This window comes from Pseudoxanthomonas sp. (genome assembly GCF_036845285.1).
In the GTDB taxonomy this organism is placed as follows: Bacteria; Pseudomonadota; Gammaproteobacteria; order Xanthomonadales; family Xanthomonadaceae; genus Pseudoxanthomonas_A.
Map to the genome: position 1 here is coordinate 234876 of NZ_DAIUEE010000006.1, position 17926 is coordinate 252801.

At 68.2% G+C, this 17926-nt stretch carries 19 protein-coding genes and 1 pseudogene; 12 read left to right on the top strand and 8 right to left on the bottom strand.

The features are described 5' to 3' along the window. Positions 1-65: 65 nt before the first annotated feature. A complete protein-coding gene (locus V7060_RS09950; RefSeq protein WP_334179127.1) occupies positions 66-362 on the top strand; it encodes a DUF2782 domain-containing protein in 297 nt (98 codons plus the stop codon). Between the two features lie 10 nt (positions 363-372). Here the strand turns inward: V7060_RS09950 and V7060_RS09955 are convergent, their stop codons facing one another. The 4 genes from V7060_RS09955 to V7060_RS09970 all read right to left on the bottom strand — a co-directional run bounded on the left by V7060_RS09955 (position 373) and on the right by V7060_RS09970 (position 4290). Next, positions 373-819: a universal stress protein gene (locus V7060_RS09955; protein ID WP_334179076.1), complete on the bottom strand. Its 447-nt coding sequence runs from the start codon at positions 817-819 to the stop codon at positions 373-375. An 80-nt stretch (positions 820-899) separates the two neighbouring features. Further along, positions 900-3101 carry a DNA helicase II gene (gene uvrD, locus V7060_RS09960; protein WP_334179077.1) on the bottom strand — a complete coding sequence of 734 codons (2202 nt, stop codon included), beginning with the start codon at positions 3099-3101 and terminating at the stop codon, positions 900-902. Positions 3102-3150: 49 nt separating this feature from the next. Further along, entirely contained in the window at positions 3151-3654 is a 504-nt protein-coding gene (locus V7060_RS09965; protein WP_334179078.1) for a GNAT family N-acetyltransferase, read from the bottom strand. A 6-nt stretch (positions 3655-3660) separates the two neighbouring features. After that, positions 3661-4290, bottom strand: coding sequence for a TIGR00645 family protein (locus V7060_RS09970; protein WP_334179079.1), 630 nt, complete (start codon positions 4288-4290; stop codon positions 3661-3663). A gap of 109 nt (positions 4291-4399) precedes the next feature. Between V7060_RS09970 and V7060_RS09975 the strand changes: the two genes are divergently transcribed. The 3 genes from V7060_RS09975 to V7060_RS09985 all read left to right on the top strand — a co-directional run bounded on the left by V7060_RS09975 (position 4400) and on the right by V7060_RS09985 (position 7976). Continuing rightward, on the top strand, positions 4400-5101 hold the full coding sequence (locus V7060_RS09975; RefSeq protein WP_334179080.1) for a glutathione binding-like protein: 702 nt from the start codon (positions 4400-4402) through the stop codon (positions 5099-5101). Positions 5102-5251: 150 nt separating this feature from the next. After that, a complete protein-coding gene (locus tag V7060_RS09980; protein WP_334179081.1) occupies positions 5252-7522 on the top strand; it encodes a DPP IV N-terminal domain-containing protein in 2271 nt (756 codons plus the stop codon). Positions 7523-7541: 19 nt separating this feature from the next. Next, a complete protein-coding gene (locus V7060_RS09985) occupies positions 7542-7976 on the top strand; it encodes a cytochrome c oxidase assembly factor Coa1 family protein (RefSeq protein ID WP_334179082.1) in 435 nt (144 codons plus the stop codon). Between the two features lie 56 nt (positions 7977-8032). Here the strand turns inward: V7060_RS09985 and V7060_RS09990 are convergent, their stop codons facing one another. Further along, positions 8033-8494: a hypothetical protein gene (locus V7060_RS09990; protein ID WP_334179083.1), complete on the bottom strand. Its 462-nt coding sequence runs from the start codon at positions 8492-8494 to the stop codon at positions 8033-8035. Positions 8495-8618: 124 nt separating this feature from the next. On the opposite strand from V7060_RS09990, the gene V7060_RS09995 reads away from it, so the two are divergent. The 4 genes from V7060_RS09995 to V7060_RS10010 all read left to right on the top strand — a co-directional run bounded on the left by V7060_RS09995 (position 8619) and on the right by V7060_RS10010 (position 11506). Then, positions 8619-9638: a pteridine-dependent deoxygenase gene (locus tag V7060_RS09995; RefSeq protein WP_334179084.1), complete on the top strand. Its 1020-nt coding sequence runs from the start codon at positions 8619-8621 to the stop codon at positions 9636-9638. 72 nt (positions 9639-9710) lie between these two features. Beyond that, positions 9711-9959 carry a hypothetical protein gene (locus tag V7060_RS10000; protein WP_334179085.1) on the top strand — a complete coding sequence of 83 codons (249 nt, stop codon included), beginning with the start codon at positions 9711-9713 and terminating at the stop codon, positions 9957-9959. A gap of 97 nt (positions 9960-10056) precedes the next feature. Then, complete coding sequence (gene hemB, locus V7060_RS10005) at positions 10057-11046, top strand: porphobilinogen synthase (protein WP_334179086.1); 990 nt, start codon at positions 10057-10059, stop codon at positions 11044-11046. A gap of 1 nt (position 11047) precedes the next feature. Next, positions 11048-11506: a GNAT family N-acetyltransferase gene (locus V7060_RS10010; protein ID WP_334179087.1), complete on the top strand. Its 459-nt coding sequence runs from the start codon at positions 11048-11050 to the stop codon at positions 11504-11506. Positions 11507-11567: 61 nt separating this feature from the next. Here V7060_RS10010 and V7060_RS10015 read toward each other — a convergent pair whose 3' ends face one another. Continuing rightward, positions 11568-12305, bottom strand: coding sequence for an outer membrane beta-barrel protein (locus tag V7060_RS10015; RefSeq protein WP_334179088.1), 738 nt, complete (start codon positions 12303-12305; stop codon positions 11568-11570). Between the two features lie 314 nt (positions 12306-12619). Here V7060_RS10015 and aroE point away from each other — a divergent pair, with 314 nt between their 5' ends. The 4 genes from aroE (at position 12620) to V7060_RS10035 (ending at position 15159) form a co-directional block, all read left to right on the top strand. Beyond that, entirely contained in the window at positions 12620-13468 is an 849-nt protein-coding gene (gene aroE, locus V7060_RS10020; protein WP_334179089.1) for a shikimate dehydrogenase, read from the top strand. A gap of 5 nt (positions 13469-13473) precedes the next feature. Then, positions 13474-13833, top strand: a complete 360-nt coding sequence (locus V7060_RS10025) for a hypothetical protein (protein ID WP_334179090.1) — start codon at positions 13474-13476, stop codon at positions 13831-13833. Positions 13834-13955: 122 nt separating this feature from the next. Then, complete coding sequence (locus V7060_RS10030) at positions 13956-14306, top strand: hypothetical protein (protein ID WP_334179091.1); 351 nt, start codon at positions 13956-13958, stop codon at positions 14304-14306. 79 nt (positions 14307-14385) lie between these two features. Beyond that, the gene (locus V7060_RS10035) at positions 14386-15159 is read left to right on the top strand and encodes a ThuA domain-containing protein (RefSeq protein ID WP_334179092.1); all 774 of its coding nucleotides are present in this window, start codon (positions 14386-14388) and stop codon (positions 15157-15159) included. Between the two features lie 174 nt (positions 15160-15333). Here V7060_RS10035 and V7060_RS10040 read toward each other — a convergent pair. Together V7060_RS10040 and V7060_RS10045 are read right to left on the bottom strand one after the other, a co-directional pair. Beyond that, positions 15334-16071: pseudogene (locus tag V7060_RS10040) on the bottom strand (DUF4380 domain-containing protein); the annotation flags it as partial. Between the two features lie 134 nt (positions 16072-16205). After that, the gene (locus V7060_RS10045) at positions 16206-17504 is read right to left on the bottom strand and encodes a DUF58 domain-containing protein (protein WP_334179128.1); all 1299 of its coding nucleotides are present in this window, start codon (positions 17502-17504) and stop codon (positions 16206-16208) included. Positions 17505-17926: the final 422 nt, after the last annotated feature.

The following is a 17926-nucleotide window of genomic DNA, read 5'->3' on the forward strand; positions in this document are numbered from 1 at the left end:
CACAGGGCCGTCGTGGGCGCATAATCGCGCCCTACCCGAGCGCCAAGGAGTCCGCGATGTCCCGCATGACGAACCGCACCCTGCTGCTGTCCTGCATGCTGGCCATGGCCGGCTGTGCGTCGACCGGCGGCGGCAATCCTGCTGGCGTGGATCTCGCCAACGCCCAGGTCGCCGTGCGTACGGAGACCAACGGCGACACGATCGAGGAATACCGCGTGGCCGGCAACCTGCGCATGGTCAAGGTCACGCCGGCGCGTGGCGCGCCCTATTACCTGTACGACTCCGACGGCGACGGCCGCCTGGACAAGAGCAAGGACAACAGCGACGTCTCGCCGGTGTACTGGAAGCTCTACGGCTGGTGAAACCCCGCGTTCATCGGATCACCAGCACCGGTACGCCGCAGCGCGCCAGGACTTCGCTGGTCTGGCTGCCCAGCAGCAGGCGACCCAGCGCACGCCGGCCATGCGAGGCCATGACGATCAGGTCGCAGCCCTGCCTTTCCGCCGTGTCGACGATCGCCTCGGCCGCGTAGCGGTCCGCCACGTGCAGCAGCGTCGGCGTCACGCCGGCCTGTTCGGCCTGCGCAGCGGCGGCATCCAGCACCTTGCGCGCAGCCTCCTCGCGGGCCTTCTGGAAGTCGGGCAACGAGGTCGCCACCGCGCTCCAGCCCAGGGCATCGTCGAAGCCCGTGTTGATCGGCTCGCTGACCGTCAGCACGGTCGCCTTGGCCTGCAGCTGCAAAGCGAGGGCAAGGCCATGCTGCACGCCCTTGCCTGCCAGGTCGGAACCGTCGGTCGCAATCAGGATATGCCGGTACATGCCGCACCTCGTGGTGATGGGGTGCGGCCATTACACGCCCGGTCTGCGTAGGGCGCCGTGATCTGGATCAATTGCGACGGCTACACCGCCTGGAGGTTCGCATAGGCCAGCACCAGCCACTTGCTGCCTTCGCTGTCGAAATTCACCTGCACGCGCGCGTGCGCGCCGCTGCCCTCGTAATCGGTGACCACGCCGGGACCGAACTTGGCATGGCTGACGGTCTGGCCCAGCTTGAGACCCGGCGTCTCCAGGCTGGCATGGCCGGGCGTGACGCGCGTGGCGAAGCCGGAGGCGGGCCGGCTGACCTGCACGCGCGGACGCACCTCGTTGAGCAGGTTGGCCGGGATCTCGCGCAGGAAGCGCGACGGAATGCCGTACATGTCCTGCCCGTGCAGGCGCCGCGCTTCGGCATAGCTCAGCACCAGCTTCTGGCGCGCGCGGGTGATGCCTACATAGGCAAGCCGCCGCTCTTCTTCCAGCCGCCCGCTCTCGTCCAGCGAGCGGTTGCTGGGGAACAGCCCTTCCTCCAGCCCCGCCAGGAACACCAGCGGGAACTCCAGGCCCTTGGCCGAATGCAGCGTCATCAGCTGCACGCCGTCCTCGCCTGCTTCGACCTGGCCCTCGCCCGCTTCCAGCGCAGCGTAGGACAGGAAGGCGACCAGTTCGCTCATGCCTTCCTGGACGTCTTCCTCGGCCGCAATGTCTTCGCGACGCACGAAGCGGGACGCGACCGACACCAGTTCGTCGAGGTTCTCGGTGCGGGATTCGGAATCCAGCCCGCCACGGCTCTCGCGTGCCCAGTGCTCACGCAGGCCGGAGCGCGCGAGCACATGGTCGACGCGCTCGGCCAGCGTCATCTCCGCGGTTTCTTCCGCCAGTTGGTCGACCAGGGCGGTGAACGCCGCCAGCGCATTGCGCGCACGACCCGCCAGGCCGCTGCCCTGTGCCGCCAGCATCGCCGCGCCCCACAGCGACACGCGCGCACCGCGCGCCAGCCGGCGCACTTCGTCCAGCGTGCGCTCGCCGATGCCACGCGTCGGCGTGTTGACCACACGCTCGAACGCGGCGTCGTCGGCACGGTTGGCCATCAGGCGCAGGTAGGCCAGCGCGTCCTTGATTTCGGCACGCTCGAAGAAGCGCATGCCGCCGTAGACGCGGTAAGGCACTTGCTCGGACAGCAACGCCTCTTCGAACGCACGCGACTGCGCGTTGCTGCGGTAGAGGATGGCGGCATCGCCCAGGCTACCGCCATCGCGCACCCACTGGCGGATGCGCTCGACGACGAAGCGCGCTTCGTCCATCTCGTTGTACGCGGCGTACAGGTCGATCGGCTCGCCATCGCCGGTGTCGGTCCACAGCTGCTTGCCGATGCGCCCCGGGTTGTGCGCGATGACCGCATTGGCGGCGCCCAGGATGTTGGCGCTGGACCGGTAGTTCTGCTCCAGCCGGATGGTCCGCGCCGACGGATAGTCGCGCAGGAACTGCTGCATGTTCTCGACCTTCGCCCCTCGCCAGCCGTAGATGCTCTGGTCGTCGTCGCCCACCACGAAGACATGGCCGGTGTCGCCCGCCAGCACGCGGATGAAGGCGTACTGGATGGCGTTGGTGTCCTGGAACTCGTCCACCAGGATCTGCCGGAAGCGCGTGCGGTAGTGCGCCAGCAGCGCCGGCGTATCGCGCAGCACTTCGTGCGCGCGCAGCAGCAGTTCGGCGAAGTCGACCAGGCCGGCGCGGTCGCAGCGCTCCTGGTAGCCGGCATAGACCTGCCGGCGCACATCCAGCCAGTCGTCGTTGGGTGCCGGCTGGATGTGTTCCGGCCGACGCCCTTCGTCCTTCTGCTCGTTGATCCACCAGGTGAGCTGCTTCGGCGGGTACTTGCCTTCGTCCAGCTCCATCGCCTGCACCACGCGCTTGACCAGCCGCTGCTGGTCATCGCTGTCGAGCACCTGGAAGGTCTCGGGCAGCTTCGCCTCCTGCCAGTGCAGGCGCAGCAGGCGGTGCGCCAGGCCGTGGAAGGTGCCGACCCACATGCCGCGGCTGCCGTTGCGCAGTTGCACGTCGGCGCGCGCGCGCATCTCGCCGGCGGCCTTGTTGGTGAAGGTCACCGCCAAGATGCCGTGGGTCGGCACGCCATGGACTTCGTTGAGCCAGGCGATGCGGTGGGTCAGCACGCGGGTCTTGCCGGAGCCGGCACCGGCCAGGACCAGGTAGTGCCCGGGTTCGGCGGAGACGGCGTCGCGCTGGGCGGGATTCAGATCATCGAGCAGGTGGGAGACATCCATCCGCGCATTTTACGGCCTGCGGCGGCCCACGCCCTGAGACGCAGCGTGTTCAGGCCAGATCGGCGACCTGCATCGAGACCTGCTTGCGGCCCTCGTCCAGCCACTGCCGGCCGGCTTCGACGAAACCGTGGCGCGCATGGAACAGGCGCGACGGCTCGTTCGGTGGCACCACGTTGAACTCGCAGGTGATGCGCGGGATGCCGCGTTCACGGGCGAAGGCGAACAGATCGCCGTACAGCGCCGATCCCAACCGATGGCCCTGCGCGGCGGCATCCACCACGATGCGGTCCACGTACAGGAAATCGGGGAAGCGTTCGGCGAACCAGACGAAGTTGTCGTTGCGGTAGTCCGCGCCCGCGTGCATCGTCAGCAGGAAGGCGACGACGCGGCCTTCCTGCGTCGCCACGCGGTGATAGGCGGACAGGGACGCCAACTGGCGCAGCCTGTCCGCATCCATCGGGCTGGTGTGCCGGACCTCGGCGAGGTTCAGGCCGACGATGGCGGCGGTGTCGCCATCATTCGCGTCACGAATGACCGGGCCATCGCCCCGCATGGCGGGTCAGTGTGCCGCCTGTTTGGCGGGCGCTCCGTTGTTCATCAAACGATCCGTGTAGGCGATGCCGATGGCCGACAGGATGAAGATGGCATGGATGATCGTCTGCCACATGACGCCCGTCGACGTGAAATCGCTGCACGTCTTCGCCAGCCAGCCTGCCGTCCTTGCGGCTTCCGCCGCCGCAAACGCTTCAGGCGTGCCACACAACGGCAGGCCACCCAGCGTGCTGGCGCCGATGAAGGTCTTCAGCAGGTGGATGGATGAAATGCCGATGATCGCCATGGCCAGCTTCACTTTCAGCACGCTGGCGTTGACGTGGCTCAGCCACTCCGGCTGGTCGGGATGCTTCTCCAGTCCCATGCGCGAGACGAAGGTTTCGTAGCCGCCGACGATGACCATCATCAGCAGGTTCGAGATCATCACCACGTCGATCAGACCCAGCACCAGCAGCATGATGTCCTGTTCGCTGAGGCTGGTCGCGCCGTGGACCAGGTGCCACAGTTCCTTCAGGAACAGGACCACGTACACGCCCTGCGCGACGATCAGGCCCAGGTACAGCGGCAGCTGTAGCCAGCGCGAACTGAAGATCAGGGCCGGCAACGGGCCCAGGCGCGCGGATTTGGGGTCGGTCATGTCGGAACGGTCTTTTCCAAGGATGGCGCAGGGTACCGGCCGGATTTGACGCTGCCAAGTCGGCCCGGGCCGCTAGACTCGGTCGCCTACCCCTGCTGCGGACGACGCCATGATCGACCTCTATTACTGGCCCACCCCCAACGGCCACAAGATCACCCTGCTGCTGGAAGAGCTGGCCGAGGCCGGCAGCAAGCTCGACTACCGCATCGTGCCGGTGGACATCGGCAAGGGCGACCAGTTCAAGCCCGACTACCTGGCGTTCTCGCCGAACAACAAGATGCCGGCGATCATCGACCACGCGCCCGCCGATGGCGGCGAACCGATCAGCGTGTTCGAATCCGGCGCCATCCTGCTGTACCTGGCCAACAAGGCCGGTCGCTTCTTCGGCACGGACACGCGCCAGAAGGTCGCCGTCAACCAGTGGTTGATGTGGCAGATGGGTGGCCTGGGACCGATGACGGGACAGTACGGCCACTTCACCGTGTATGCGCCGGAGAAGATCCCCTACGCCATCGACCGCTACACGCGCGAGGTGCAGCGCCTGCTCGGCGTGCTGGACACGCAGCTCGCGAAGCATGCGTACGTGGCGGGCGACGACTACGGCATCGCCGACATGGCGATCCACCCGTGGATCAACGCCTACGACAAGGCCCCGCTGGATCTTTCACCGTACCCGCACCTGCTGCGCTGGCAGGCGGAGATCGCCGCGCGTCCCGCCGTGCAGCGCGCGTATGCGCTGAAGGCACAGGTCAATCCCAACGCCGGCAAGCCGCTCACCGACGAGGAACGCAAGCACCTGTTCGGCAAGTAGCGTGCGCCATGCGCACGACCCCCTGCCCCCTATATCGCGCGCTGTGCGTGCGACGCGCGGTGTCGGATCCGGAGGTCGTGCGCGCGGCGCACGCTACGGTGACGGGTGCAATAATCGGGGCCTGACCGGCCCTGCCGCCCGAGAAATCCGATGCGCCTTGCCCTGTTCGCCCTGATGACCTTCGCCACCGCCCTGCCCGCCCACGCCGAAAAACTCACGCTGGAAGCCATCACCGGCAGCGCGCCGCTGTCCGGCCCCACGCTGACCAAACCGCAGGTGGCGCCGGACGGGTCACGGGTGACCTTCCTGCGCGGCAAGGACAGCGACCGCAACCGGCTGGACCTGTGGGAATACGACATCGCCAGCAGGCAGACGCGCCTGCTGGTGGATTCATCGGTGGTGTTGCCTGGCGAAGAAGTGCTGAGCGACGAAGAAAAGGCACGCCGCGAGCGCCAGCGCATTGCCGCGCTATCGGGGATCGTCGATTACCAGTGGTCGCCGGACGGCAAGGCGCTGTTGTTCCCGCTGGGCGGCGAGCTGTATTTCTACGACCTGTCCAGGTCCGGCAAGGACGCAGTGCGCAAGCTGACGGACGGCGGCGGCTTCGCCACCGACCCGAAGATCTCGCCGAAAGGCGGCTTCGTCAGCTTCATCCGGGGCCGCAACCTGTGGATCGTCGATCTGGCCAGCGGCAAGGAAGCACAGCTGACCCGCGACGGCAGCGACACCATCGGCAACGGCGTGGCCGAGTTCGTCGCCGACGAGGAAATGGACCGCCACACCGGTTACTGGTGGGCGCCGGACGATTCGGCCATCGCCTTCGCGCGCATCGACGAGACGCCGGTGCCGCTGGTGAAGCGCTACGAGGTCTATCCCGACCGCACGGAAGTGGTCGAGCAGCGCTATCCGGCGGCAGGCGACCGCAACGTGCTGGTGCAGCTCGGCGTGATCGCGCCGAAGGCCGGCGCCAAGCCGCGCTGGATCGACCTCGGTGCCGAGCAGGACATCTACCTGGCCCGGGTGGACTGGCGCGATCCGCAGCGCCTGACGTTCCAGCGCCAGTCGCGTGACCAGAAGACACTGGAGCTGATCGAAACCACGCTGGCGACCGGCAAGCAGCGCACGCTGGTGACCGAAACGTCGAAGACGTGGGTGCCGCTGCACAACGACCTGCGGTTTCTGAAGGATGGACGTTTCCTGTGGTCGTCGGAGCGCAGCGGGTTCGAGCACCTCTACCTGGTCTCCGAAGACGGCGCGGAGCTGTCGCAATTGACCCACGGCGATTGGCCTGTAGATGGAGTCTTAGCTGTCGACGATGACAAGGGTTTGGTCTATTTCAGTGCCGGCCGTCGATCCCAGATCGTCAGCAAAACCATGGATCCCATGGCCGTAGGCGCCGACCCCAAAGTGAGCCACGTCTACTCGGTATCCCTGGGTGGCGGTAACCTTCAGCAGTTGTCGAAGGCACCCGGCATGCATGCCGCCAGCTTCGCAAGTAACGCCAGCGTGTATGTGGACAGCTGGTCCAGCGACCTTACCTTGCCTCAGATCAAACTTTTCAAGGCCGACGGCACCGAGTTGGCGACGCTGCTGGTGAATGATCCCAACGATCCTTCACACCCTTACGCAAAGTATCTGGCTGCTCACCAAGCCACCACGTTCGGCACGCTGACCGCGGCCGACGGCACCACGCCGTTGCACTACAGCCTGATCAAACCGGCCGGCTTCGACCCCAAGAAGAAGTACCCGGTCGTGGTGTTCGTCTACGGCGGCCCCGCCGCGCAGACCGTCACCCGTGCCTGGCCCGGCCGCAGCGACGCGTTCTTCAACCAGTACCTGGCCCAGCAGGGCTACGTGGTGTTCTCGCTGGACAACCGCGGCACGCCGCGCAGGGGCGCCGCGTTCGGTGGCGCGCTGTACGGCAAGCAGGGCACGGTGGAAGTGGACGACCAGCTGCGCGGCGTCGAATGGCTGAAGTCGCAGCCCTTCGTCGATCCGGCGCGCATCGGCGTGCATGGCTGGTCGAACGGCGGCTACATGACGCTGATGCTGCTGGCCAGGCACAGCGAGGCCTATGCATGCGGCGTGGCCGGCGCACCGGTCACCGACTGGGCGCTGTACGACACCCACTACACCGAGCGCTACATGGACCTGCCGAGGGCGAACGAGGCCGGCTACCGCGAGGCCAGCGTGTTCACCCATCTGGGCGGCCTGCGTTCGAAGCTGCTGCTGATCCATGGCATGGCCGACGACAACGTGCTGTTCACCAACTCGACGCAGCTGATGAGCGACCTGCAGAAGCGCGGCACGCCGTTCGAGCTGATGACCTATCCCGGCGCCAAGCACGGCCTGCGTGGCAGCGACCTGCTGCATCGCTACCGGCTGACCGGGGATTTCTTCGCCCGCTGCCTGAAGCCCTGACCCGACCGGGAGCACCCCGATGTCCATGCACGCCCCTGTCCAGCCCGGCTGGTGGCAACGCAACTGGAAGTGGTGCGTCCCCGTGCTGGCGACGCTGCTGCTGGCGCTGTTCGCTGCGTTCGCCTTCGGCATCGTGGCGCTCGTCTTCGGCGCCATCCGGTCCTCCGGCCCGTACCAGCATGCCGTCACGCGCGCGCAGTCGGATCCCGCCGTGATCGCTGCGCTGGGCGAACCGATCCACGCCGGCTGGTTCGTGCAAGGCAACATCAACGTCAATGGCGCAAGCGGCAAGGCCGACCTGGCGATCCCGCTCGACGGTGCACGCACCGACGGCACGCTGTACGTCGTGGCGGAAAAGCGCGCAGGCGAATGGCGCTACGAAACGCTGGCGATCAACGTGGACGGCGGCGACCGCATCGTGCTGGAAGACAACGCCGCAACGACATCGCCCTGAATCTGGACGACGAAGGCGGCCATGGGCCGCCTTCGGGGACATCGCGCGTGGCGCGCTCAGCGCTTCGGCGAGGGATCCGGCACGACCAGCGCCGGATCGACGATGGTGCCGGGCGGGACATAGATGGCTACGCCGGCGGCCTGCTTCTGCGTGGTGGGGATACCCATGCTGAGGCCACCGCCGGAGTGCCGGCCGTAACTGCCGGCACCGACCGACATGCCGACGGGCGAGCCGCTGGAGCCTACGCCCAGCAACACCACGCCATTGGCGCCGAGGGCGGCGGCTTCGCGCTTGAGGCGGGCCACGGCCGCATCGGTCTGGCCCTGGGTGCCGAAGCCGACACCGCTTTTCGATTCCAGCTGCGCGATCTCCTGCGAGCCTGCGGGCGGAGTGCGGTAGACCTGGACCTGGGCCGGGTCGACCGGTGCGCGGGCCTGCCCCAGCATGACCTTGGAACTGCTGGCGCACCCGCTGGCCAGCAGGGCGGCGAACACGACGGTGGCGATGCGGAACGACATGACGGCTTCTCCCGTTGGCGTGAGGCGATCTTCCGCCGCTGCGGCTGAATACTGGCACATCCCGGGGCGGGCGAAAGCCGGCGGGTTATCATTTCGCCCTGACCATGCATCCGCTTCCCGCACGATGAGTTCCCCTCCCGACCACCCATCCGCACCACAGCGGCTGGCGGTCGACTACATCCATGCCCCCTCGCCGCAGGCGCTGCTGGGCCTGCCGGAGACCCTGGCGGTACTCGGCTTCGGCGCGCTGGCGCCGGCCACGTCCGCGATCGACGATCCCCGCTATTTGCGCGTTCCGCTGTCGCCGTTGCGTGAAGCCGCCGCCCCCTACGAAGTCTGGCGCGCCTCCGGCCCGGTCGTGACGGGTCGCGACGGCGCGGTGCGCTACAGCCACGACGGCACGCTGCTGTTCGGCGCGGTCGAATGGGAAGAACCCGAGGGCGGCATCCTGCATGCCAGCGCGCATGCCTACGCGGCGATGGCGGCCTTCTGGCGCGACAGCGGCTATCCGCACCTGCTGCGCATCTGGAACTACTTCGACGCGATCACCGAGGGCGACGGCGATACCGAGCGCTATCGGCAGTTCTGCGTCGGCCGCGTGCAGGGACTGGGCGATGTCGACACGCGCGTGTTGCCGGCGGCGACCGCCATCGGCAGCCGCGACGGACGCCGCATATTGCAGGTGTACTGGCTGGCCTCGCGCGAACCCGGCCTGCCGTTGGAGAATCCGCGCCAGGTCAGCGCGTACCGTTATCCGCGCGAATACGGCCCGCAGTCGCCGAGTTTCGCGCGCGCCCTGCTGCCGCCTTCGTTGCACGTGCCGTTGCTGTTGTCGGGCACGGCCAGCATCGTCGGCCACGCGTCGCAGCATGCGGACTCGTTGCGCGCGCAGCTCGACGAAACGTTGACCAACCTCGACAGCCTGCTCGGGGCGGCGCGCACGCATGCGCCGGGGCTGCCGCCGCACCTGGACCCGAGTTCGCGCCTCAAGGTCTACGTCAGCGATGCGGACGACGCCGAGGCCGTGGCGGCACAACTCGAAGCGCGCCTCGGCACGCGCGTGCCGTGGCTGATGCTGCACGCCGACGTCTGCCGTCGCGAGTTGCTGGTCGAGATCGAGGGCATGCACGGCGTCGGTGCTTGAAGCGCCTGTCGCGCATCCGCATAGTGGTGCCATGAGGCGCCGCACCGCGCGCCACGCTTTGGAGAACGTTCGATGGGACTGATCAGCCTGCTGTGGGGCGTCGTGGCGATGCTGTGGATGGTGCTGGCGCTGATTCCGTTGCTGGGATGGGGCAACTGGTTCCTGATCCCGTTCGCGGCGGTCGGCGCGATCATCGCCGCCATCGGCATCCTGTTCACCCGCACCCAGCATCGCGGACGCGCGAAGACCGGGCTGGTGCTCAACGGCATCGTCATCGTCGTCGGTATCGTCCGCCTGTCGCTGGGCGGCGGCATCATCTGACCTCCGGCCGGTCGCCGCGTTCCGCGCTGCGACCGCCTGTCGCAGGCCGGTGCACGGACCACCGGCGTATCATTCGCCGCTCTGCCAGGAGTCCGTGATGGCCTACCCCCACATCCGCCCCCGCCGCATGCGCCGCGACGACTTTTCCCGTCGCCTGATGCGCGAGCATGTGCTGACCACCAACGACCTGATCTACCCCGTGTTCGTGCACGAGGAAACAGGTCGCTCGCCGGTGGCCTCGATGCCCGGCGTGGAACGGCTGTCGATCGACGAACTGCTGCGCGTCGGCGAGGAAGCGCTGGAGCTGGGCGTGCCGGTGCTGGACCTGTTCGGCGTGCCCGATCCAGCGGCGAAGACCGCCGACGGCCGCATCGCCTGGGACGAGGACGGCATCATCCCGCGCGCGATCCGCGCGCTGAAAGCGCGCTTCCCCGAACTTGGCGTGATGAGCGACCAGGCGCTGGACCCGTACACCACGCACGGCCAGGACGGCCTGATCGACGACACCGGCTACATCCTCAACGACGAGACCATCGAGGCGCTGGTGAAGCAATCGCTGGCGCACGCTGCTGCGGGCGTGGACATCCTGTCGCCCAGCGACATGATGGACGGCCGCATCGGCGCGATCCGCGAAGCACTGGAGAAGGCCGGCTACATCAACACCCGCATCATGTCGTACGCCGCCAAGTACGCCAGCGCGTTCTACGGGCCGTTCCGCAGCGCGGTCGGCAGCGCCGGCAACCTCGGCAAGGGCAACAAGTTCACCTACCAGATGGACCCGGCCAACTCCAACGAAGCGCTGCACGAGATCGCGCTGGACCTGGAGGAAGGCGCGGACATGGTGATGGTCAAGCCCGGCCTGCCGTATCTCGACGTGATCCGCCGTGTGAAAGACGAGTTCGGCGTGCCGACGTTCGCCTACCAGGTCAGCGGCGAGTACGCGATGATCAAGGCGGCCGCCGCCAACGGCTGGCTGGACGAGAAGGCCTGTGCGCTGGAAGCGCTGACCGCGTTCAAGCGCGCCGGCGCCGATGGCGTGCTGACCTACTTCGCGCTGGATGCCGCGCGCTGGTTGCGGGACGGCTGACATGGCGTCCGTCGTCATCCGCGATGCGCGGCATGACGATGCGGGCGAGCTGGCGCGCCTGTGCACGCTGCTCGACTATCCGGTCGATGACGCCGCGATGGCGAAGCGTCTGCAGGCGCTGCTCGCGTCGTCGACGCATGCCGTGATAGTCGCCGCGGCGGCGGACAACGGTTCGCTGTTCGGCGTGGTCGCCGCCGAGTGGCGGCTGATGATCGAGTTCGGTGGCCGTGCGGAGATCACCGCGCTGATCGTCGATCCGCGTGCGCGACGCATGGGCGTGGGACGAAAGCTGGTCGATGCGACCTGCGACTGGATCCGGCAACAGGGAGGCACCGACGTTTTCCTGCGCTCCAACGTGCTGCGACCGGAATCGCACGCGTTCTACCCGTCGGTCGGCTTCACGCTGGCGAAGACGCAGCATGTTTACGTTCGCCCACTGGTACGCCCCGTGGACAGCTGAGCGGCTACCGGCGCGCTGCCGAGAAAACGGGAGCCTGTCGGCTCCCGTTTCCATTCCGGCGTCAGAAGCGGGCTTCGATACCCAGCATCACCGTGTCGGCACGGTTGAAGTCGCAATCGTAATCGTAGTCGCCGCAGTCATCGTCGTAGCTGCTGGCATAGATGAATCCGGTGTAGCCAAGACTGACGTTGAAGTGGCGACCGATATCCACGCCGACGGCGATGCCGGCGTAGCCGCCATCGGTCGAGAAGACGCTGTCGGAGTATTCCTGCTCCGCATCGAAATAGCCGCCGCGTACCGCCGCAAACCACGGACTGTTTCCGAAGTTGAAGCGGGCATTGGCGCCGATCGCCTGATAGGTCGCCTTCGCCACCGGGTCGCCGCGGTAGTCCGCGCTGTCCAACCGACCACCAGACAGCTCCACACCGACCTGCGCCCACGGACCCGCCTGCCAGCGGTAACCCGCGCTGACGGCCACGGCATCCTGTTCGACGTCCTCGTAGATCCAGCCCTGACCGGCCTGCAGGCCGACGAAGAAGCCGCCGTTCTCCCGTTCCTCGCGCGCGGCCGCAGGCGCGACGTACGGCGCAGGTGCGGGCGCGGCATAGGCCGGCGCAAGTGCCGGCGCCGCCGGCGCGGGAACCGCCTGCTGTGCCGTCGGCGTCGCGGGCTGGTTGGGGGTGGGCTGCGGCGCTTCCTTGTTGCGGAACGCTTCGTACGCCGGCGAGATGGACTGCGCCTGCGCATGCAGGGCAAAGGCCGCCAGTGCGAGCGGCAGGTAACGGAACATCGGTTTCATGGTGTTTCCCCTTTCGGTGGTGATGGAATCCCCCGCGTCCTTGCGGTACCGGCGGGTGGATCGGTGTGGTGCGCGTGGATGCCGATGGGGAGGCATGCGCTGGCGTGCGCGTCGCGCCGTTCCCGGTCGATGCGCGTCGTCGCAGTGGCAGAGTTCCATCGAAGGCGGTCGGACTCCCCAGCCCGGCCTGCCTGTCGCCTCGATCCCTGGCGTCCCCTTCGGCGGCGGCACATTGAAACGCACGCCGGCGCCTGTCAAGACGACGCTGGCGCACGGTAGACTTCGGCGAACACCAGCAGACGGGGTACCGCGCCATGTCGAGCCACCGCTACGCCGTCTTCGGCCATCCCGTCGCCCATTCGCTGTCGCCACGCATCCACGCCGCGTTCGCGCAGCAGGGCGGCATCACGCTGGAGTACACGGCCATCGACACCGCGCCGCACGACTTCGTCGCCGCACTGGACCGGTTCGCCGGCGAGGGCGGCGCGGGCGCCAACGTCACGCTGCCCCTGAAGGAAGCCGCCTTCGCGATCTGCGCGCAGGCCAGCGACCGCGCACGGCGTGCCGGCGCGGTCAACACGCTGACGCGCCATGACGGCCAATGGCACGGCGACAACACCGACGGCGCCGGCCTTGTGCGCGATCTCACGGGACGCCACGGACTGGACCTGCGCGCACGCCGCGCCCTGCTGCTCGGTGCCGGTGGCGCCGCACGCGGCGTGGCGCCCGCACTGCTGGATGCCGGCATCAGCGAACTGATCATCGTCAACCGCACGCCGGATCGCGCCGACGCACTGGCCGATGCGCTGTGCGAACCCGACCGCGCGCACTCGCGCTACTGGGACGATCTGCGAAACCTCGGCGACTTCTCGCTGATCGTCAACGCGACCTCGGCCGCACGCCAGGACCAGGGCGCCTTCACCTTGCCCTTCACCCTGGCCACGCCGCGCACGCTGGCGGTCGACCTCAACTACGGCGAAGCGGCGATTCCTTTCCTCGCCTGGGCCCGCGCCGCCGGCTGCCACGATGCGGTGGACGGACTCGGCATGCTGGTGGAGCAGGCCGCCGAAGCGTTCGAGCACTGGCATGGCGTGCGACCGGAAACGGATGCCGTCTATGCCACGCTGCGCGGCAAGGACAAGGTGCTGGTGACGGCGGATTGAGGGGCATGGATGCAATGTCAGACATTCCGGCAGTCGCGGAAACCGTCAATCTGCTCCTGCTGGTGATCACGTGTGTCGTGTTGCACGTGCGCCTGCGCAACCGTGCCAGCCTGTCGATGCTGCTAGCACTGGCTGCGATCGTGCTGTGGACCCTGAGCGCGCCGGCCATCCCGACCACGGCTGTCGTGGTCGACGTCCCCCCGATAGGCACCGGGATGAATGCGCGCGAAGCCCTGGATACATTCGAAGCCGTCGATAGCGAGGCGCGGCCGCGCGAGGCCGTCGGCATCGCGTTCCATGTCTGGTTTTGCGTGTCATGCCTGCTTGCCGTGATATCCATACCCAGGCGGCGTGCGGCTGGCTAAGATCGACACGGGTCCTTGGAGAAGGATCACGCTGCGATGGCGATGCCGCTGAGCGCCATCACCGTTACGGGATCGCCCGGGCAGTACGGTAGATTGGTTACTCCTTCAAGATGGAACTGCGCATGGACGGATTCCCTACCCAGATGCTGACGATGCTCGGCTACCAGTTGCCCGAACTGCTGGCCTGCGTGGCCGGCGCCGCGATGCTGGCGATGTGGGCGCCGCCGGCGCCGGGTCGCAAGCTGGCGCTGGCCGGCATTTCGCTGATGCTGCTGACCACCCTGCTGCGCGGCGTGATGAGCGTGTGGCAGGCATGGGTGATCAACAACGCCACCGACGGCTATGCCTCGGTGAGCAGCATGATGGGCCTGTTCAGCGCCTTCGGCATGCTGATCGGCGTCGTGTCCGCAGCCGGCCTGGTGATGCTGGCCTGGGGCGCCTGCAAGGCGATGCAGGCCACGCGCACGGCCTAGGCGATATCCGCATAGACGTCGCTGAAAACGGAATAGCGCGGCGACGCCTGGCAGCAGGCGAGCCGGCTAGCATCGCGGGATGAAACGCTTCCTGCTGCTGACGCTCCTCTGCCTCGCCTCCCTGGCGCCCTCCGCGTTCGCGCAGGGCCAGTTCAAGGTGCTCGTAGTCGCCATCCCCAACCGCTACCACCACGACTATGCCGTGGTCGCCAAGCCGCAGTTCGAACGCATGGCGCATGTGCATGGCTTCGATCTCACATGGTCGTGGAACAGCACGCCGTTTGATAGCGACCTGTCGCCGTATGCCGCCATCGTGCTGCTCAATACTCCGGGTGACGAGTTCAAGGGTGCACAGCGCGCGACGCTGGAAGCGTACGTCCGCGCCGGCGGTGGCGTGATGGCCGTGCACCGCGCGCTGATCTTCAATCCACCCGGCGACTGGCCGTGGTTCGAGCGCCTGATCGGGCGGACGTTCCGCATCCATCCGATGGTGCAGACCGCCACCGTGCGCGTTGAGGATCCGGCGTTCCCCGCCACGTTCGGCCTGCCGTCGCGCTGGGTATGGACGGACGAGTGGTACGAGTTCAACGCCCCGGTCACGCGCGGCCTGCGCACCGTGCTCAGCGTGGACGAATCCAGCTACGACCCCACCCGCATTTGGCCCGGCCAGACCGCCCGCGGCATGGGCAAGGACCACCCGGTCGCCTGGTACCACGCCTACGACGGCGGCCGCGTGTTCGTCACCGCGCTGGGACACACGCCGGCGCTGTACGACGACCCGTCGTACCTGGCACACCTGTACGGCGGCCTCTGGTGGACGGCGACGGGCAAGGGCATCGACGCATCGCGCTGACGCGCGGCGGTCAGTCGTTCGCGACGCAGAGCGCCAGGCGTTCACACAGGAAGGCGACCTGCGCCTCCTGTGTCTCCGGTCCGTCGTAAGCCAGCAGGGTCCAGTGCTCCTGCGCCTGCATCGCCTCGCCTCGCCGGCGGCGAGGGTGCGGAACGGCGCGTGCACTTCCATCTCCAGCAGGCCGGCCTGGACGTCGCCGGCATGGTCCAGGTAGAGCTCGACCTGGCCCTGCTCGGGATGGATGGCGGCGCGGGGCTGGTGGTCGAAGCGGATCACCAGCGCCTGTCCGCTGGCGAAGCCCGCCATCCAGCCTGCGGACGGCTGCAGGAGCGCCTTGCCGCGGCGCATCGGTAGGTCCGGCGATGCGGGCAGAAACGAGAATACGCCGCCCTCGATGCGCCACGCAGGCACGGCACCGTCCTCGCCTTCGACGCGCACGTCGCGCGCGTCGGTAACGGGCACGTACACGCGGGTGGCGGCGGACGTGCGCGTGTTGAACCACAGGTCGCGCGCGACAGGACGTCCGCGGATGTTGCGTGCGGTCGCCGTCACGATGACGGTGGACGGATCGGACGGATCGAACGCGAACGACTTCAGCAGCCGCACGCCGCTGACGGGGCTGTCGATGCCCTCCAGCACCAGCCGCTCGGGCGAGCGCGCGACCACGTGCGTCTCCGCGAACGCCAGGTACGGGTCCGGCGGCCACACCGCCTTGGCCGCGCGCCGGCCAGGGTTCGCCTCCTGGTCGGACCACCAGCCGCTCTGTGGTCCGAGCCAGACGTCATGGCCGAGATAGCCGATGTCGTCCGCGTCCGCCGAGACGGCTGGCGTCGGTTGCGACGCGACGGGCTCGCCGATCTTGATCAGGTTGGGACGATCGACGCGCCCGGCATGCAGCACACGGCCGCCCAATGCCGGCGTGATCTCGACGACCACCTCGGTCGACTGCAGGCGGATGCGTTCGACATCCGCGGCATGCGATGGTCCGGCACCGAGGCACAGCAAGACGAGGACGAGCGGCGTGGCGAGCGTGCGCATGCGCGCCACTACAGCACACCGTCGCGCTTCACCGCCAGATAGCGCTCCACCAGCGCGCCCGGCAGTTCGTCGGCGGTGACGTCCAGCACCATCATCCGATGGCTGCGCAACGCATCGTGGGCGGCCGTGCGCTGTTCCAGGTAGCGCGCGACGGCGCCGGCGTGGATCGCGCCCTGCAGGTCGTGCACGTCGCTGTCCAGCGCGTCGTCCAGCGAGGTCTCGCGCAGGCTGGCCACGCAGACGAGGTGCCGCTTCTGCAGCAGGCGCACGGCGGCCAGCAGATCGTCGATGTCCTCGTCGCGCACGTTGGTGACCAGCATCACCAGCGCGCGGCGGCGCTGGCGCAGGCTGAGTTCGGTGGCGGCCGCCAGGTAGTCGGTTGCGACCGCGCGCGGTTGCAGGTCGTAGCTGGCGCGCAGCAGCGTGTCGATGGCGGCCATGCCGCGCTGCGGCGCGACCCAGCGGCTGTCGCCGCCGGCGGCGAACAGGCCCACGCCATCGCCCTGCCGCAGCGCCAGGTAGGACACGACCAGGGATGCGTTGAGCACGTGGTCGAAGTGGCCCAGTTCGTCCTCGCGCGCCATCATCCTGCGGCCGGTGTCGATCAGCATCACCAACTGCTGGTTCTTCTCGTCCTGGTACTCGCGCGAGATCAGCTTGCGCGCACGCGCGGTGGCCTTCCAGTCGACCTGGCGCAGGCTGTCGCCGACGCGGTATTCGCGCATCTGGTGGAAGTCCGTGCCTTCGCCACGCCGGCGCTTCAGGTGCGCGCCCACCAGGCGCGAGGCCTGTTCGGCACTGAACAGCGCGAAGCGCGTCAGCGGCGCGAAGTTCGGGTACACGCGCACCCGCTGCGGCGCGCCGGCAACGCGCGACTGCCGCCACAGCGCCAGTGCCGAACGCAGGCGCAGCTGCACACCCTCGAAGTGCGCGTCGCCACGCACCGCAGGACGCAGGCGGTAGCTGATGCGGGTGGCCGACATCGGCGCCAGTGTCAGCCGGCGCGGCAGGCCGGTCGATGCCCAGTCGCCCGGATGCAGGTCGAACACCTCCACGCGCTGCTTCACCCTCGACTCGAACGAAAGCGCGACATCGCGCTCGACGCCCAGCGACAGTGCATCGGGGATTTCGCGCACGGTTTCCGGCGTCGGCCGGCGTCGCAGCCACCATCCATCCAGTGCCGCGACCACCAGCAACACCGCGCCCGCCAGCTGCCACTGCCACAGCGGCCAGCCGAGGAACGGCACGGCGAGGCCGGCCAGTCCCCAGCAGGCGATCAGTGCGACCAGCAGTGGCGCGGGCCTCATGGACATGCCCCTTCCCCCGCATGCGGGGGAAGGCCGGGATGGGGGCGAACGGAGGACGGATGCGTCGGCAAGCCATCAAGTTGGTCGCGCGCCCCCACCCCAGCCCTCCCCCGCATGCGGGGGAGGGAGCGGATCGCGGAGTCGATCGAGACCACGTACACGATCGTGGGCCGGGCGGGTCCATTCCCGATAGGCAGGGCCGGCAGCGGTGCAGGCCTCATGGACATGCCCCTTCCCCCGCACGCGGGGGAAGGTTGGGATGGGGGCAAAGGAAGACCGGATACATCTGCAAGCCGCAAGGTTGGTCGCGCGCCCCCACCCCAGCCCTCCCCCGCCTGCGGGGGAGGGAGCGGATCGCGGGATCGGTCGGGACAGCGCGGACGATCATGGGCGAGGCGCGTCCAAGTCCGATCGGCAGGCTC

Excerpts from the sequence above, each read along its gene's own strand:
- V7060_RS09950 (WP_334179127.1), top strand. The coding sequence starts at position 66 with ATGACGAACCGCACCCTGCTGCTGTCCTGCATGCTGGCCATGGCCGGC.
- V7060_RS09955 (WP_334179076.1), bottom strand. The coding sequence starts at position 819 with ATGTACCGGCATATCCTGATTGCGACCGACGGTTCCGACCTGGCAGGC.
- uvrD (WP_334179077.1), bottom strand. The coding sequence starts at position 3,101 with ATGGATGTCTCCCACCTGCTCGATGATCTGAATCCCGCCCAGCGCGAC.
- V7060_RS09965 (WP_334179078.1), bottom strand. The coding sequence starts at position 3,654 with ATGCGGGGCGATGGCCCGGTCATTCGTGACGCGAATGATGGCGACACC.
- V7060_RS09970 (WP_334179079.1), bottom strand. The coding sequence starts at position 4,290 with ATGACCGACCCCAAATCCGCGCGCCTGGGCCCGTTGCCGGCCCTGATC.
- V7060_RS09975 (WP_334179080.1), top strand. The coding sequence starts at position 4,400 with ATGATCGACCTCTATTACTGGCCCACCCCCAACGGCCACAAGATCACC.
- V7060_RS09980 (WP_334179081.1), top strand. The coding sequence starts at position 5,252 with ATGCGCCTTGCCCTGTTCGCCCTGATGACCTTCGCCACCGCCCTGCCC.
- V7060_RS09985 (WP_334179082.1), top strand. The coding sequence starts at position 7,542 with ATGTCCATGCACGCCCCTGTCCAGCCCGGCTGGTGGCAACGCAACTGG.
- V7060_RS09990 (WP_334179083.1), bottom strand. The coding sequence starts at position 8,494 with ATGTCGTTCCGCATCGCCACCGTCGTGTTCGCCGCCCTGCTGGCCAGC.
- V7060_RS09995 (WP_334179084.1), top strand. The coding sequence starts at position 8,619 with ATGAGTTCCCCTCCCGACCACCCATCCGCACCACAGCGGCTGGCGGTC.
- V7060_RS10000 (WP_334179085.1), top strand. The coding sequence starts at position 9,711 with ATGGGACTGATCAGCCTGCTGTGGGGCGTCGTGGCGATGCTGTGGATG.
- hemB (WP_334179086.1), top strand. The coding sequence starts at position 10,057 with ATGGCCTACCCCCACATCCGCCCCCGCCGCATGCGCCGCGACGACTTT.
- V7060_RS10010 (WP_334179087.1), top strand. The coding sequence starts at position 11,048 with ATGGCGTCCGTCGTCATCCGCGATGCGCGGCATGACGATGCGGGCGAG.
- V7060_RS10015 (WP_334179088.1), bottom strand. The coding sequence starts at position 12,305 with ATGAAACCGATGTTCCGTTACCTGCCGCTCGCACTGGCGGCCTTTGCC.
- aroE (WP_334179089.1), top strand. The coding sequence starts at position 12,620 with ATGTCGAGCCACCGCTACGCCGTCTTCGGCCATCCCGTCGCCCATTCG.
- V7060_RS10025 (WP_334179090.1), top strand. The coding sequence starts at position 13,474 with ATGGATGCAATGTCAGACATTCCGGCAGTCGCGGAAACCGTCAATCTG.
- V7060_RS10030 (WP_334179091.1), top strand. The coding sequence starts at position 13,956 with ATGGACGGATTCCCTACCCAGATGCTGACGATGCTCGGCTACCAGTTG.
- V7060_RS10035 (WP_334179092.1), top strand. The coding sequence starts at position 14,386 with ATGAAACGCTTCCTGCTGCTGACGCTCCTCTGCCTCGCCTCCCTGGCG.
- V7060_RS10045 (WP_334179128.1), bottom strand. The coding sequence starts at position 17,504 with ATGAGGCCCGCGCCACTGCTGGTCGCACTGATCGCCTGCTGGGGACTG.